Raw genomic sequence first — 14,567 nt, forward strand, 5'->3', positions numbered from 1 at the left:
TTCGAATGATCAAACGATCTCTGAGTCCCGCGCGCTCCTCTCTTGGTTTGAACGATGGGCTGCAATCAACTGTTGAAGTTTTCTGATCGAATGGTGCCACGTCCATTGACGCAGGACCGCCGCGCGAGGGGTAAAATCCTCAAGCCGCGTCAACATGTTGGCGATGCCCAGATGAAACCGGTCCGCTGTGGCCACGGCGCCGGTCTCTGGGGTGATATATTGGAGCCCGCAGCGCAACGCAGCATTGGCAAGAACGGGCAGATCGGCCAGCATGTATTCGGTGAGCACCGCTGGCGCTCCGTCATCGACACCGCAGACAACGCCCATGCGCGCTCGGTTCATCAAACGGTTGACCTCCGCGATGGGCACGGCCGGAGGTCCGACGAAATCGGCGTTCAGTCCGAGTTCGGCCGCGTCTTGACGCAATGCCGCTGCGTCCTCGCCATAACCGAATACGCAAAGCGTGCGCACGGTTCGTGGCAAACGGCTCAATGCTGCAAACAGAATGTCGTGACGTTTGTAGGGCTGAGCAGCGGCTACATAAATGACGTCGTAATCCTTCGGTCCTTCGATTGGATAAAACGTGGAGGGGGACGCGAACTCGGGTCCGATCGGAAGGATGGCGATCTGCGTCTCTGGATGGCGCGCGCGGATCTCGTCGCTCTGCTCTTTGGAAGCCGACAGGATGAGATCGAAGTGACGGCTTATGTTGGACGGAATTCGCAGGGCGGGCGCATCTATCGAGTTATAGATTTTGAAGCTGCGATGGCAGGGGAGAAGTATTTCCTCACTGACACCCAGCCCTAAGACGCAAAGGATGGTAGGAGCGCCATAAACCTCAATGTGAGCAAGCATATCATCAGAGGAGAACGGATGATCCGGGCCGTTCAAGATGAAGACGCGTCGCTTCAAATGCGCCTCAGCAGGACATTCATCGGGTGGGGCGTTGTTACGCCAGTGGCTCCAGATTTCCGCGCGATCAACCATTCCTTGAGCGAGGCACGCCAAAGGGAGACGCTCCAGATAGCCGCCCTCTACCACGATTTCATGGTCCCCAGACTGCCACTCCTCCTGCTCTTCCTTCAATCGCGTCGTCCAGGTCAGTAGACGTTCGGCCTTGGTGGGAACCGCAGAAGCAGGAGGCCAACCGTCCTGAAAATCGCTGATGACAACTACTTTCCGCATATCTGAGTTCACACGCATGTTTTCATGAGCGTCTTGTCGACGATCATGGGGGGATCGATTGGTTCTTAGGATTCCGTAGGTCGCGCTTTAACCAGCGCGGTGCGCATTTGTTCCGAAGCGAGGCAACTTCATGTGTTTTTATTCTAATATTCAAAAATGAGGGGTGAGGACGTGGGAAAAGGAGCCACTCGCGTCGCCGCGCTCTGGCTAGTCATTGTCCCCAACCCGCTTTGACAGGCTTACGGCGCCCACGTCCGCAAAGGGCGATTGATCACGCCCGTTTCACTTCGAAACTCCCGTGCGAATAACCCCTCAAATGATGGCGCCAGGCACTCGTCACAAATACCGCAGCCATCGGCGTCCATTCGCGAGGCCGAGCGCACTTCTTGACAACAAAGGCATACGGTTGTGTTTCCCGCGGGAACTTCATCACGCGCGGGCGGGATTACTTCGATCTCGGCGTCGGGAACGCCATTCGCTGCAAGCTCATCCATCTCGAGGCTCCATGTCGAGGACGCTACTTGAGATAGGAAGCCTCAAGACGAGCGGCAAGATGCTCGCGTGCGCGCTAAAATAGCCTTGGAGCGGGAAGGCTTGAACCATCACACAAGCCGCGCGTTAACTTGTCTACTGACGAGGTGATATCATGGCACGAACCTTTAAAAGCAACAGCAGCGCAGCGCACTTTCTTCACGTCGGCGTAGCAGTACTTGCGATGGTGGCCATCGCAATAATGATCGCAATGCTCTAAATGCCGGGCGGGATTCGAGAACTGAGAGTGCTGGCGGTGTGCACTGGGAAAGCGGAAGTAAGACCGGGCAACCGGATGAAAACCGGAATCAACAAACGTCCGACCCGCCACAGCCCGTTAGTTGGATGTGAAGGACTTGAAGGCGACGCTGTCTGCAACCGGAAGCACCACGGCGGCCCCGACCAGGCCATCTACATCGAGGGAGATGTGAGCCGTGCCTGGTGGGAAAAGAAACTGAACAGATCCATTGCCTACGGACTTTTCGGCGAAAATCTTTGCCTTGAAGGACTGGACAATCAAGTCGTAGCGGCCGGGGATCGTTTCACCACCGGCGATCTGGTGATGGAAGTGACAGCACCTCGGATGCCATGCCGAATCCTTTGCGAAAGAATGGATGACCCTTGTTTCTCAAAAATGTACATCAATGCTGCTCGACCCGGCTTCTATTGTCGTATCATCAAACCCGGCCGTATCGCTGCAGGAGCGTTGGTGAGGTACGAAGCGTTCGCGGGAGAGCGCATTTTGATGCCAGAAATGATGGTACACTATGGCAAGAAGGCATCGCCCGATTTGATCGAACGCTACCGGTCGGTACCGGTACATTACAAGCTGCGGGCTTCTCTCTCGGATGGCGTCATCAAGTTCTAGGCGAAATGATAATTGCCCCGGAATAGATGTCCGTTCTCAGCTACGCCCCGACTGACCCGGTGAGCCGCCAAGCGGACCACGTTAACGGAGAACGCGCCGATACCAGCTGGGTCCCATTCTCTGCGCCGCACTTTACGGACCTTGGATGTGCCGCGCTTAGCATCGGTCAATAAAGGCCGCCTCGGTTGCTTTCCAAGGAGCAGGCTCGGGAAATCGCTGGTTTAGATGGACCGATCCCCGTTCTCCGAAACGCCATAGCAGCTCGATCGCGCTGCTAATCCCTATCCGCGGCCCCCGGCAGACCTCCACGGCTATGAGCATCAGTAAAGCGAAGGGGCTGGCCAACAGTGATCGGCCAACAAAGTGCCGTGTGATTGCAAGAGCTTGGCAAAGACTGCCCGGTCCCGCACACAGAACTGTTTTCTGCCACCGCTCCACGCCTGAGCCGCATGGTTCAAACCCATTCTCCGGCTTGATGGCCATGGATGGCGAAGAGATCATTACGGTCCACCCGCGGGGAGGGTCGACGCACTGGCTCTCGCCGCCGGCGCATTCGCAGGGGTTGAGCGATCGTCAGCACAACCTTGCTGCCGGTCTTCGGGTGAGGCTGGCCGTTGGCGGCGCGGCATTCCGGGAGCTTTGGCCTGCCCTCGCAAGCGTTGCGGGCGCGTTCGATTAGGGAGGCGCGGAAGGCCTTCCATTCCTTCGAGTGTGTTCCGCCGCCGGGGTAGAGCTTCATGCGATCGGATCTGATCGGCATAAGAATGCCTCCCGATAGGGAACATTCCCGATGGCCGTCGGTTCACTTTCCAACAGGAAAGGAGTCAGATGATGAGCGATCCGAAGGAACAGAACTGGACATCGAGCCCTCCCGAGACGATTCCGTTGCCAGACCGGTCCGGCGAATTCCCTTTGCACGATGCCGACAATCCGCCGTCCGATCAGGGCCGCGTGCCGCCGGTTCCGAGCCGGGATGAAGCCAATATGGACCCGGATGAAGCGTTGCCGGAAGACAGCGAGGAGGAGATCCTCGACGACGACCCGGGGCGCGAAAAGACCCGTTTCGACGAAGAGCTTCCTAAGAGCAGCCGATAGGCGTTGCTGTCGGTTCGACATCACGCTGGTAGTTGACCCGGTCAGTTGGCCACGGCGCGGCAAAAATGCATGCGGGTCTCGTCAACAATGAATTGCCCTCGCGCAGGCTGCGATTGTCGCTCCGCCGGAGGGAGCCGAAAAGGAAAAGGCTCCGATGGAGTGGGCTTCGCTCTTCGAGCGGGAGGTGTTTTGAATCGGTCAACGTCGATGATCAACATCCCAAAATCCACCCCAACACAATCCGTCGTGGTCTTTGCGGCTGCGTTACGCCCAACCTCGCGCTGACGGCAGCAGGGGGAGAGTAAGGGGATGCGAGCGGCCCATTGCCATGAACTCTGCCAGGAGGAATGCGGTCGTCGGGCCCAATGTGAAGCCCTGATGGCCGTGACCAAAATGGAACCACAAGCCCTTATGCCGGGTCGGGCCGACGACAGGCAGCATGTCGGGTATGCAGGGGCGGGTACCCGACCATGGCGTCGGTTCGATGGGCTCGCCCAGCGCAAAAAGCTCGCGCGCAGCGCTGGTCGCGTGTCGAATCTGTCGCGAGGCAGGCGCTGATCCCGGCGGCGCAATATGCGCGCCGGTCAAAACCCGCCATCCCGCATTCATCGGCGCAATCAACGTGGAATTGTCGACATCGAGCATTGAGACGCGCGGCCCGTCCGGGCCTGAAAAATGCCTGTGATAACCGCGCTTGAACACCATGGGTATGCTATAGCCGAACATCTTCGCAAGCGGCGGCGACCATGGTCCCAGGGCAATGACCGCGTTTTCAGCGCCGACAACGCCATCCTCAGACAAGACCCGCCAACCGGCACCATTCTGCTGCAACGTCATGGCGTCACCCCGAGCCAGCGTCCCGCCGCGCGCCACGAAGAGAGCGGCGTAGCGCGCAACCAGTTCGCCCGGGTCACGGCAGGTCCAAGGCGAGGTCCAATGGACAGCACCCGCAAGCCGACGCAGCAGCGCGGGTTCGCTCGCCGCAAGTTCGTCCGCACCAAGCACATCTGAGGGCACGCCGTAGACACGCCTCAGCCGCTCCGCGGCCGCGGCAGCTGCTTCGAAATTCGCGGGCGTACGATAGACAGCGCGCCATCCCCGCCGCACGATCAGTTCACCAGCACCCGCGGGCTCGATGAAGCGCGCGTGATCGTCGCTCGCGCGCAGCGCGAGCTGGGAATAGGCAGCAATTGTTCTCGCGTAAGGCGCAGCCGCAGACTGTGTGAAATAGCGCCAGAGCGGCCCCGCCAGACGTCGCATATCGCCAAGCCGCCAATCGACGTCGTTGCCGCGCTTGAGCGCCACCCTGGCAATTTCGTTCAAGCTGCGTGGGAAGGCATAGGGCTCGACGGCTTCAGTTTGAATGATGCCGGCGTTGCCATAGCTTGTTTCCCGCCCTGGTGCCTGGCGATCCAGCAGCACCACCTGGTGCCCGCTCTCCTGCAATGCAAGCGCGGTGGAGACGCCGACCATGCCGGCGCCGAGGATAATGGAGGTGGTCATGGCGGGATTCCGTAGCGGAGTTGGTCAGAAAGTCAGGCGTGAATTGTAGCCGACCACGAATTGGATGAAGCGCGAGACGTCGATCATGTCGTCGCCCTGGTAGCGGATCGTATAACCGTCGGTGCGCTCGACGCCCTTGAGGTAAGAGAGATATTCGGCCGGCAGGCGATTTCGGAACACGATCTCCAGCGTCGGGTTTTCCAACTTGAACGGTTTCGCCGCGCCGGCTCTCGCCAGCGCCGCTTTGACGCCCTCGCGAATCCGGCGATGCGCGACGGCCGGCGTCAACGATATCGCCGATTGTGTGCTGTAAACCTGCTTGACCGGCACCGTCACGATATCGCCGATACGCGCTTTGATCTCGTCCAAGGCGATGTTGTCGCCTGAGGCGAGCAGGACCGGCACGTCGAAATGCCCGGCAATGGCAGCATTGATGCCGGCCTCCGGCATGACGACACCGTTGATCCGCACCTCGGCAAAGGCTGTGCCGCCGATCGTGTGCGACAGCACGCCACCCTGATGACTTGCCCCGGCATGGTAGCCGAGAAGCATCGCACCAACGAAGGAACCGAGCTCGACGCCCTGCATCATCATTAGCGGCCGCGGCCAGCTGCGGACGATTTGCACATAGTCGGGCAGACGGTCAATTAGGATACTCTCGCCATTTCCGTGGGAATCGCTGAGGATAACCTCTTCCACACCTTCCTCGTGAGCAGCCTCGCAGGCGTGAACGACGGTATCTGTCATCCAACGGCGCGCGTTTTCGTATTCGAAACCTTCCGGCATCAGCTGGTCGCGGCTGACGACCCCGACTATCCCCTCGATATCCGCGGAAATATATATGCGCATTCCTGCCTCCCCGGCCAGCCGCGCGATGGCGCGAATGATGCATTTGACTTTCCGACGATAAACATAGTTTTATGATTAGAAAATATCTTTCTTTGTTGGCGAGAGGCAAAAATGAAACTGTTTATTGCGGGGCTGGACACCGAAACCAATACGTTTTCGCCGATGCAGACGGGCCTTGAGGCCTTCCGGGAAAACCTGATCGCCTATGGCGACGCCACCAGCAGGCCGCTCACCTGCTGCTCGTCGCAAATGTCTGTCTGGCGCAATGGTGCCGACGAAGAAGCCTGGGACGTGGTGGAGAGCCTCTGCGCCGTGGCTGAGCCCGGCGGCAAGACCACGCGGGCGGTCTATGAAAGCTTCCGCTCCACCATCCTCGGCGACCTCGAGGCGGCGATGCCGGTCGACGCGGTCATGCTTGCCCTGCACGGCGCCTGCGTTGCCGAGGGCTATGACGATGTTGAGGGGGATCTGCTCGAGCATGTGCGCGGAGTGGTCGGGCCGAATGTCCCGGTTGCTGCCGAGCTTGATCTGCATTGCCACATCACCGATCGCATGCTCTCGAGCGCGACCATGATCTCCACCTACAAGGAGTATCCGCACACCGACATCGAGGAGGTCGCCGACCAATTGTTCCGGTTGATGAAGCGAACCCTTGCGGGCGAAGTGCGGCCGGTGATGGGCCTCTATGACTGCCGGATGATCAATACCTTCCACCCGCATCGCGCGCCGTTGCGCGGCATTGTCGACCGCATGAAGGCGATGGAGGGGCAGGATGGCATTCTCTCGGTCTCCTTCGGTCACGGCTTTCCCTGGGGAGACGTCGAAGATGTCGGCGCCAAGATGCTCGTCGTGACCGACAACGATACAGGGAAGGCGGCACGGACCGCGGAGGCCTTTGGCAGAGAGATATTCGATGCGCGTGAGGAAATGCGCGGCACCTACCTCGGTATCGATGACGCGCTGGATCGGGCCGTCGCCGCGAAGAGCGGACCGATCGTGCTGGCGGACGTCTCCGACAATGCCGGCGGCGGGGCGCCCGGAGACTCGACCTTCATCCTGCGCCGCATCATCGAACGCGGCATCGAGGACGTGGCGACCTGCCTCTACTGGGACCCGATTGCGGTGCGCATGTGCCGCGAGGCGGGAGAAGGGGCGACATTGGCGCTGAGGATCGGCGGCAAGGTCGGGCCGGCCTCCGGCGACCCCCTGGATCTGACCGTGAATGTCAGGCGCATCACCTCCGGCGTTACCCAGCGCTTCGGGCCGACGCCGCTCGGGATCGGCGACGCGGTGTGGGTTACGGCAGGCGGCATCGACATCGTGCTGAACACCGTGCGCACACAAGTCTTCCACCCGGAATGCATGACGGCGCTGGGCTTGAACCCGGCGCAGAGGAAGATTGTCGTGGTGAAGTCGAGCAACCACTTCCGCGCCGGCTTTGAACCGATCGCCAGCGAAATCCTCTATGTCGGCGGCCCCGGCGCCTTGCAACCCAGCTTTGAACAGCTGCCCTTCACAAAATTGAGACGCCCCTATTGGCCGAAGGTCGGCGACCCGTTCGCACAGTAGAAAGGATGCCATTTGGCGCGGCTCAGCGCGGCGAAGATTTGGCAGCCATTGGGTCGTGCCGGTGACGCCTGGGTGCAAGGGTGTCGCTCGGCGCTCTAGCACTTTGATTCTAGGGCATCTTATCCACCTTCGGCGATTCCACGTGAAAGCGGGATGCTCTAGTATGGGATTGCTTTTCAAGCCGATGTTGATTTCGGCCAAGTATTATAGGAAATGGTTTTCCTATCATGCCAGTCGGATTCTGCCCGCGTCGCGGGCTGAGCCGAGAGCGGCACGCGGTCCGGAACGGCTGCAGGTAAATTGGAGACGCCAACGATGACCGATGCGAAATCCAGCCTCGGCGATATCCTGAAGGAGATTCGCAACCGCAACCGCTGGACGCTGGCAGAGGTGAGCTCCATGACCGGGCTTGCGGTCTCGACCCTTTCCAAGGTCGAGAACAACCAGATGCAGCTCACCTACGACCGATTGATTCAGCTCGCCCAGGGCCTCAAGGTCGATATCGTCGAGCTTTTCGGGACCACGGCGGGTGCTGAGGAAGCCCCCAGTATGCTGGGGCGCCGCACTTATACCAGATCCGGCGATGGGCGGGAGATCATCACACAAAACTACGACTATCTCTATGTTTGTACGGAGATTTCGAAGAAGTCGATGGTTCCGATCGTGGCGGTGGCCCGGGCCCGCACGCTCGAGGAGTTCGGGCCGCTTATCCGGCACAAGGGCGAGGAGTTCTTCTACGTTATCGAAGGGGAACTCGAACTTCATACCGAGATCTATGCGCCCTTACGGCTCAAGAAAGGCGATTCCTGCTATTTCGATGCCATGACGGGGCACGCCTATCTCAGCGTGAGCGAAGAACCTGCGCAAATCCTGTGCGTTTGCTCGACCCCGGAAACCGAATTGGTCTCCACCTTGGCGAACGCACAAACGACCAAGCTCACAAGCTAATGTAACTAAAAACGAGTACGATAAGAAAAAATATTGCACTTAGGAAAATCGTTTCCTACTCTAGTGCTGCGGTCGGTGCCGGGAGGGCATCGTGCGCCGCAGTTCTGGGGAGGACTACGAGATGAACGCTTCCAAGTGGAAATCGATTGGCGTCGCCTTGCTTCTGGCATCAACGCCTCTTTCCGGCGCGATCGCTGCGCAGGACGTGCTGGTACTGGCGCGAGCGGAAGATCCGCCGACCGCCGATCCTGGCGTCGAAATCAGCAACAGCGGCTACACACTGATTTACGCTGCCTATGAAAGGCTCGTGGCCTACAAGGGTGCGACAACGGAGGTCGGCCCCGAACTGGCTGAAAGCTGGATTGCCGACGACGCCGGCCTCGTGTGGACCTTCAAGCTCGCCAGCGGCCACAAGTTCGATGACGGCACACCGGTCGACGCCGCTGCGGTCAAATTCAGCTTCGATCGATTGATGAAGCTGAAGGCGGGACCCTCCGACGCGTTTCCGGTGCTGAAGGAGGTCGAGGTCGTCGATCCGCAGACGGTGAGATTCCATCTGACGGCGCCATTTGCGCCCTTCATCTCGACACTCGCCGTCTCCGGTGCGGCGATCATCAATCCCAAGGTGATGGAGCACGAGAAGGACGGCGACATGGCGAAGGCCTGGCTTGCGGAGCACTCCGCAGGTAGCGGCCCATACCGTATAGCTTCCTGGGAGCGCAACCAGAGCATCGTGCTCGATCGCAACGAGCACTACGCAGGCACCAAGCCGGCGCTGAAACAAGTGGTCGTCCGCATCGTCGGCGACGTCTCGGCCCGTCGTCTTCAACTGACCAACGGTGATGCCGACATCATCGAGCAGATCCCGCTCGATCAGGCGGAGGCGCTGCAGAAGGACGCCTCCGTCGTGGTCGAGAGCAATCCCAGCATGTATGTGAACTACATCTACATGAACAACCGCCAGCCGCCGCTGGATGACGCCAGGGTTCGCCAGGCGATTTCCTATGCGGTCGACTATCAGGGCATCATAGACGGCATCATGCTCGGCCAGGCCAAGCAGATGCGCGGCGCGGTGCCGAGCGGCATGTGGGGGCACGACCCGAAGGGTTTCCAGTACACATATGATGTCGAGAAGGCCAAGGCCCTGCTCGCCGACTCCGGCAAGAGTGACATTCGCCTGACCTACACTTTCTCTCAAGCCGATCCTGCCTGGGAGCCGGTCGGGCTTGCATTGCAGGCGTCTCTTGCGGAAATCGGCATCAAGCTCGATCTGCAGGCGGTCGCCGACACGACCAAACGCGAACTGGTGGCCAACGGCAAATTCGATATGGCTCCCGGCGCCTGGACGCCTGATTTCGCCGACCCCTACATGTTCATGAACTATTGGTTCGACGCCGACAAAATGGGCGGTCCGGGCAACCGTTCCTTCTACGACAACACCAAGGTGACCACGCTCGTGAAAGAGGCGGGATCCATCGTCGACGAGGAGAAGCGCAAGGAACTCTATGCCGAAGCGCAGAAGCTCTCGACTGAGGACGCGCCCTATCTCTACATCATGGAAAAGAACGACATCTTCGCCCGCCGCGCCGTCGTGCAAGGCTATGTCTACAACCCCATGCTGATCCAGGTCTACAACTTCGGAACGATGTCGAAAACGGAATGACGGAGCCGGATCAGGCCGATCCCGCGGCCTTGACGGGCCTCATTCCACGCAACACCTGCCGCCCGCCTCAACGGCTGTGGCGGCAGGGTTTCATCGTTTCCCAAGCAAGGTCAGGGTTCTCCTGCCGGAAGGGCTGACGTCCATGGCTATCACCCGCATCATCATCCCGCGCCTGGTACTTTTGCTTTTCGTGGTGTTAGGCGTCGCCGTCATCACCTTCACGATCTCCCATCTCATCCCGGGAGATCCGGCGCGCATGATCGCAGGCGACCGGGCGAGCGCCGAAACGCTTGAAAACGTCAGGCGCAATCTCGGCCTTGATCGACCTGTTGTCGAACAGTTCACCATCTATATCGGCAATCTGCTGCAGGGCGATCTGGGGACGTCCCTGCGGACCAATCGCCCGGTCGCCGGCGATATCCGCACCTTCCTGCCGGCGACGCTGGAGCTTGGAACGGTCGCGCTCTTCATCGCGATCTGTCTGGGTGTACCGCTTGGCGTGCTGTCGGCGGTCTACAAGGACGGTCCGATTGACCAGATTGCGCGCACTGTCTCCGTGTGCGGCATCTCGATGCCGGTATTCTGGTTCGGCCTTATCCTGATCTATCTCTTCTACGCCAAGTTTCAGATACTGCCCGGCAGCGGCCGTCTGGCCATGGGCATCGTTGCGCCCGAACGCGTCACCGGGTTCCTGTTGATCGACTCGTTGCTGCAAGGCCGCTTCGATGCCTTCCGCAGCGCCGTCTACCACATCATCCTGCCGGGCTTTGTGTTGGCCTTTGCCAATATGGGTGTGATCACGCGCCAGATACGCGCCTCGATGCTGGATGTCCTGCAGGAAGACTACATTCGCACTGCGCGCGCCAGCGGCCTGCGCAAGGGCATGATCATCTTCAACTATGCGCTCAGAAACGCGCTGATCCCTTCCATCACCCTGCTCGGGCTGGCACTTGGCGATCTTCTCTATGGCGCGGTGCTGACCGAGACGATCTTTGCCTGGCCCGGCATGGGCACCTACGTCGTCACCTCCATTCAGACGCTCGATTTTCCCGCCATCATGGGCTTCACGATCGTCGCTTCCATTGGGTATGTGCTGATCAATCTCCTGGTCGATCTCGCCTACATGCTCGCCGACCCCCAGATCAGGGAGGTCTGATCATGTCTGCCGTAATCCCCACCGAACCTGTCGCGGCGAGTTCCGCAATGCGCAGGACCAGGTCCCTATCCGAGCGGCTGCGTTATCTCTGGTACCTCAGCCGCCGGAGCCCGCTGACCCTGGTTGGCGCTGCCATCATCCTGCTCGTCCTCATCATGATCATCGCCGCGCCGGTGATCGCGCCCTACAACCCGGACAAGGTCTCGCTGACGGCGCGTCTGCTGCCACCGAGTGCTGCCCATTGGTTCGGTACCGACGAGGTCGGCCGCGACCTGTTCTCGCGCGTCGTCTATGGGGCAAGGGCATCCTGCGGCGCCGCCTTCATGATTGTCCTGATCTCGATGTCGGTTGGGGTGCTGATCGGCTGTTTTTCCGGCGTGGTCGGCGGACGGGTCGACACCGCCGTCATGCGGCTGATGGACGTCGTCCTTGCCTTGCCGGCGCTCGTGTTGGCCATGGCGCTGGCCGCGGCCCTTGGGCCCAGCCTCTTCAACTCCATGCTAGCCGTGGCGATCGTGCGGATTCCCGCCTATGTGCGCCTTGCCCGCGGTCAAACGCTGTCCTTGCGCGAGCAGGTCTTCGTAAAGGCGTCGCGCACTTTCGGTGCCTCGCCGCTCTACATTCTGCGCTGGCATATCCTGCCAAACGCCATGTCGCCGATCATCGTGCAGGCGACGCTCGATCTTGGCGGTGTTGTGCTGATCGCAGCCGCCCTCAGCTTCATCGGCCTCGGTGCTCAGCCGCCCACCGCCGAATGGGGCGCGCTCGTCAGCAGCGGCCGCAGCTACATGCTCGATCAGTGGTGGTACGCGACCTTCCCGGGTCTCGCCATTCTGATCACGGCCATGGGATGTAACCTCGTTGGCGACGGCATCCGCGATATGCTCGACCCGCGCTTGAGGGGCAGATGATGACGACCGGTATTGTTGAATCTCGCGGTCAGGCGCTGGCCATTCACAATCTGTCGCTGGAGTTCCCAACCTTCAGCGGGGCGATCAAGGCGCTCGACAATGTGTCGATCAATGTCGCAAAGGCAGAGATCGTCGGGATCGTCGGCGAGTCCGGCTGCGGCAAATCGGTGACGACCATGGCAGCAACCGGGCTGCTGCCCAAGGGGCGCTACAGGATCACCGGCGGCTCCGTCAGGATCTTTGGTCATAGCACCCTCGCCATGAACGAGAGCCAACTGCAGGATGTGCGCGGCAAGATGGTCTCGACCATCTTCCAGGAGCCGATGAACGCGCTCAACCCGACGATCCGCATCGGCAAGCAGCTGACTGATGTCATCATGCGTCACGAGGAGGCAAGCTTGACGGATGCCAGGCGCATTGCCCGGGATATTCTTGCCGACATGCTGATCGGCGAGCCCGAGCGGGTCATGAAGCTCTATCCGTTCGAGCTCTCCGGCGGCATGCGGCAACGGGTTCTGATCGCGATGGCATTCTCCTGCAATCCCGGGCTCATCATCGCCGACGAGCCGACGACTGCGCTCGATGTCACCGTCCAGGCCGTGATACTGCGGCTTATCCAGAACCGCGCCCGCCGGACCGGGACGTCGGTGATCTTCATCTCGCATAACGTCGCGGTCGTGTCGCAGCTCTGCGATCGACTTTACGTGATGTATGCCGGAAGGATCGTGGAGCAGGGCGTGACGCGAGCCATTCTCGACGCGCCGCAGCACCCCTATACCCAGGCGCTGCTGCGCTGCCTGCCGGAACGGGTGGCGCCGAAGCAGGAACTCGAAGCGATCACCGGCGCGGTACCGAACCTGATGCACCCGCCTGCCGGCTGCTATTTCCAGCCACGATGCAAGGAAGCGGTTGATCTCTGTCGATCCCGGTCTCCGCAGTTGGAGGGCGCCAATGGCCGACAGGTGGCCTGCTGGCGGCGTGGTGTCGGACCGGAAACAGAGCAGGGGAGCCCGCAATGACCGAAGGTATTGACACGATAACCCGGCCCGTTCTGGAAGTTTCCGATCTCAAAGTCCGCTTCCCCGCGTCCCGAGACTGGCTCGGTCGCCCCACCTCGCATGTGCACGCCGTCAACGGCGTCACCCTTGAGGTTCGCGGCGGTAGAAGCCTCGGCATTGTCGGCGAGTCCGGTTGCGGCAAGAGCACGCTCGCCCAGGCGATCATCGGGCTTGCGCCTTACGAGCAGGGCAGGGTGACGATCGACGGCCAGGATTTGCAGGCAACACAGGGAAAGCAAAAGCGCGATCTGCGGCAGAAGATGCAGATCGTTTTCCAGGATCCGCAATCCTCGCTCGATCGGCGGCTGCCGGTCTGGCGGCTGATCAGCGAACCGCTGCACATTCGCGGCGGACACAGCAATGCCGAGTTGCATGCGAAGGCGGAGCATCTGGCCGCTGCCGTCGGCTTGAGGCCGGAACATCTGGATCGCCTGCCCCACGAGTTTTCAGGTGGCCAGCGCCAGCGCATCGCAATCGCCCGCGCGATCAGCACGGATCCCGATCTCATGGTGTTGGACGAGCCGACATCGGCGCTCGATGTGTCGGTGCAGGCGCAGATCGTCAACCTGCTTTTGAAATTGCAGCGGGAGCGGGGGTTAACGTACCTCTTGATTTCGCACGATGTCGCGCTGGTGCGCCATTTTTGCGACGATGTCGCTGTGATGTATCTCGGCCAGATCGTTGAATCAGGTCCCGCCGACGAGGTTCTTGGCAATCCTCGGCACCCGTACACTCAAACGCTTCTGGCCTCAGCTCCGAGTTTCGCAAGCCCCTTGCCGACCCTTGCCGAGGTGCGGATCGGGGAGCTTCCAAACAACCGCAAATTGCCGGCCGGTTGCTTCTACAGGGAACGATGCGCCAAGGCTGCTGCTGGCTGCGAGGCACCGCAGGTTCTCCACCGCCTCGGCGATGGCCCGCGCCAGGCGAGGTGTCATCTGGCCGAGGGTTGAGACGCAGACGAGCGCTATAGGGCGTTCCGCCTTCCGTCCGCATGGGCGGCGCATGGCGGTTCGATGAATTGATGCTCGAGTAGGCATTTTAAGAAATATAATTTTCTTATCCGAAAAATAATTTGATTGATATTTCCGACTGTGCAAATTTGGAGCTGTTCGCTCGGCGGAGCGAAGGCGAAGCCCGACCCACTGCTTGCCGGAGATAACAGTGACGCGAACCAACGCAAATCGGCGCCCCTCTGTCGGCCGCCGTTTGGGCATGTTTCGGAATGCTGGTC

At 60.4% G+C, this 14,567-nt stretch carries 13 protein-coding genes; 9 read left to right on the plus strand and 4 right to left on the minus strand.

The genetic code is table 11. The annotated features are described in order from the left end of the window. Positions 1-9 precede the first annotated feature (9 nt). On the minus strand, positions 10-1,185 hold the full coding sequence (locus ASD02_RS11885; RefSeq protein ID WP_225906345.1) for a glycosyltransferase: 1,176 nt from the start codon (positions 1,183-1,185) through the stop codon (positions 10-12). Positions 1,186-2,011: 826 nt separating this feature from the next. On the opposite strand from ASD02_RS11885, the gene ASD02_RS36975 reads away from it, so the two are divergent. Beyond that, entirely contained in the window at positions 2,012-2,584 is a 573-nt protein-coding gene (locus ASD02_RS36975) for an MOSC domain-containing protein (RefSeq protein ID WP_234908113.1), read from the plus strand. 454 nt (positions 2,585-3,038) lie between these two features. Here ASD02_RS36975 and ASD02_RS38970 read toward each other — a convergent pair whose 3' ends face one another. Next, positions 3,039-3,344 (minus strand): hypothetical protein, encoded by a 306-nt coding sequence (locus ASD02_RS38970; protein WP_162249752.1) that lies wholly within the window; start codon positions 3,342-3,344, stop codon positions 3,039-3,041. A 71-nt stretch (positions 3,345-3,415) separates the two neighbouring features. Between ASD02_RS38970 and ASD02_RS11900 the strand changes: the two genes are divergently transcribed. Next, complete coding sequence (locus ASD02_RS11900; protein WP_156407939.1) at positions 3,416-3,679, plus strand: hypothetical protein; 264 nt, start codon at positions 3,416-3,418, stop codon at positions 3,677-3,679. Between the two features lie 264 nt (positions 3,680-3,943). On the opposite strand, the gene ASD02_RS11905 is transcribed toward ASD02_RS11900, so the two are convergent. Further along, a complete protein-coding gene (locus ASD02_RS11905; RefSeq protein ID WP_057220884.1) occupies positions 3,944-5,182 on the minus strand; it encodes an FAD-dependent oxidoreductase in 1,239 nt (412 codons plus the stop codon). Positions 5,183-5,206: 24 nt separating this feature from the next. Next, complete coding sequence (locus ASD02_RS11910) at positions 5,207-6,031, minus strand: M55 family metallopeptidase (protein ID WP_057213648.1); 825 nt, start codon at positions 6,029-6,031, stop codon at positions 5,207-5,209. A 111-nt stretch (positions 6,032-6,142) separates the two neighbouring features. Here ASD02_RS11910 and ASD02_RS11915 point away from each other — a divergent pair, with 111 nt between their 5' ends. From ASD02_RS11915 to ASD02_RS11945, 7 genes are all read left to right on the plus strand, one after another. Further along, entirely contained in the window at positions 6,143-7,600 is a 1,458-nt protein-coding gene (locus ASD02_RS11915; RefSeq protein WP_057220885.1) for a M81 family metallopeptidase, read from the plus strand. A 315-nt stretch (positions 7,601-7,915) separates the two neighbouring features. Further along, positions 7,916-8,548: an XRE family transcriptional regulator gene (locus tag ASD02_RS11920; protein WP_025430711.1), complete on the plus strand. Its 633-nt coding sequence runs from the start codon at positions 7,916-7,918 to the stop codon at positions 8,546-8,548. A gap of 91 nt (positions 8,549-8,639) precedes the next feature. Further along, positions 8,640-10,211 carry an ABC transporter substrate-binding protein gene (locus ASD02_RS11925; protein WP_244494207.1) on the plus strand — a complete coding sequence of 524 codons (1,572 nt, stop codon included), beginning with the start codon at positions 8,640-8,642 and terminating at the stop codon, positions 10,209-10,211. A 142-nt stretch (positions 10,212-10,353) separates the two neighbouring features. Beyond that, positions 10,354-11,367, plus strand: a complete 1,014-nt coding sequence (locus tag ASD02_RS11930; RefSeq protein ID WP_057220887.1) for an ABC transporter permease — start codon at positions 10,354-10,356, stop codon at positions 11,365-11,367. Positions 11,368-11,369: 2 nt separating this feature from the next. Continuing rightward, entirely contained in the window at positions 11,370-12,278 is a 909-nt protein-coding gene (gene ddpC, locus ASD02_RS11935) for a D,D-dipeptide ABC transporter permease (protein ID WP_057209688.1), read from the plus strand. Beyond that, entirely contained in the window at positions 12,278-13,297 is a 1,020-nt protein-coding gene (locus ASD02_RS11940; protein ID WP_057209719.1) for an ABC transporter ATP-binding protein, read from the plus strand. The genes ddpC and ASD02_RS11940 overlap by 1 nt, the downstream gene beginning before the upstream one ends. Then, the gene (locus tag ASD02_RS11945) at positions 13,294-14,286 is read left to right on the plus strand and encodes an oligopeptide/dipeptide ABC transporter ATP-binding protein (protein WP_057220888.1); all 993 of its coding nucleotides are present in this window, start codon (positions 13,294-13,296) and stop codon (positions 14,284-14,286) included. The genes ASD02_RS11940 and ASD02_RS11945 overlap by 4 nt, the downstream gene beginning before the upstream one ends. Positions 14,287-14,567 lie beyond the last annotated feature (281 nt).

It is taken from the genome of Ensifer sp. Root1252, assembly GCF_001425885.1.
Classification (GTDB): Bacteria; Pseudomonadota; Alphaproteobacteria; order Rhizobiales; family Rhizobiaceae; genus Ensifer; species Ensifer canadensis.

Coding starts and splice junctions, on each gene's coding strand:
- ddpC (WP_057209688.1), top strand. CDS start 11,370: ATGTCTGCCGTAATCCCCACCGAACCTGTCGCGGCGAGTTCCGCAATG.
- ASD02_RS11885 (WP_225906345.1), bottom strand. CDS start 1,185: ATGCGGAAAGTAGTTGTCATCAGCGATTTTCAGGACGGTTGGCCTCCT.
- ASD02_RS11945 (WP_057220888.1), top strand. CDS start 13,294: ATGACCGAAGGTATTGACACGATAACCCGGCCCGTTCTGGAAGTTTCC.
- ASD02_RS11930 (WP_057220887.1), top strand. CDS start 10,354: ATGGCTATCACCCGCATCATCATCCCGCGCCTGGTACTTTTGCTTTTC.
- ASD02_RS11900 (WP_156407939.1), top strand. CDS start 3,416: ATGAGCGATCCGAAGGAACAGAACTGGACATCGAGCCCTCCCGAGACG.
- ASD02_RS38970 (WP_162249752.1), bottom strand. CDS start 3,344: ATGCCGATCAGATCCGATCGCATGAAGCTCTACCCCGGCGGCGGAACA.
- ASD02_RS11905 (WP_057220884.1), bottom strand. CDS start 5,182: ATGACCACCTCCATTATCCTCGGCGCCGGCATGGTCGGCGTCTCCACC.
- ASD02_RS11915 (WP_057220885.1), top strand. CDS start 6,143: ATGAAACTGTTTATTGCGGGGCTGGACACCGAAACCAATACGTTTTCG.
- ASD02_RS11940 (WP_057209719.1), top strand. CDS start 12,278: ATGACGACCGGTATTGTTGAATCTCGCGGTCAGGCGCTGGCCATTCAC.
- ASD02_RS36975 (WP_234908113.1), top strand. CDS start 2,012: ATGAAAACCGGAATCAACAAACGTCCGACCCGCCACAGCCCGTTAGTT.
- ASD02_RS11910 (WP_057213648.1), bottom strand. CDS start 6,031: ATGCGCATATATATTTCCGCGGATATCGAGGGGATAGTCGGGGTCGTC.
- ASD02_RS11920 (WP_025430711.1), top strand. CDS start 7,916: ATGACCGATGCGAAATCCAGCCTCGGCGATATCCTGAAGGAGATTCGC.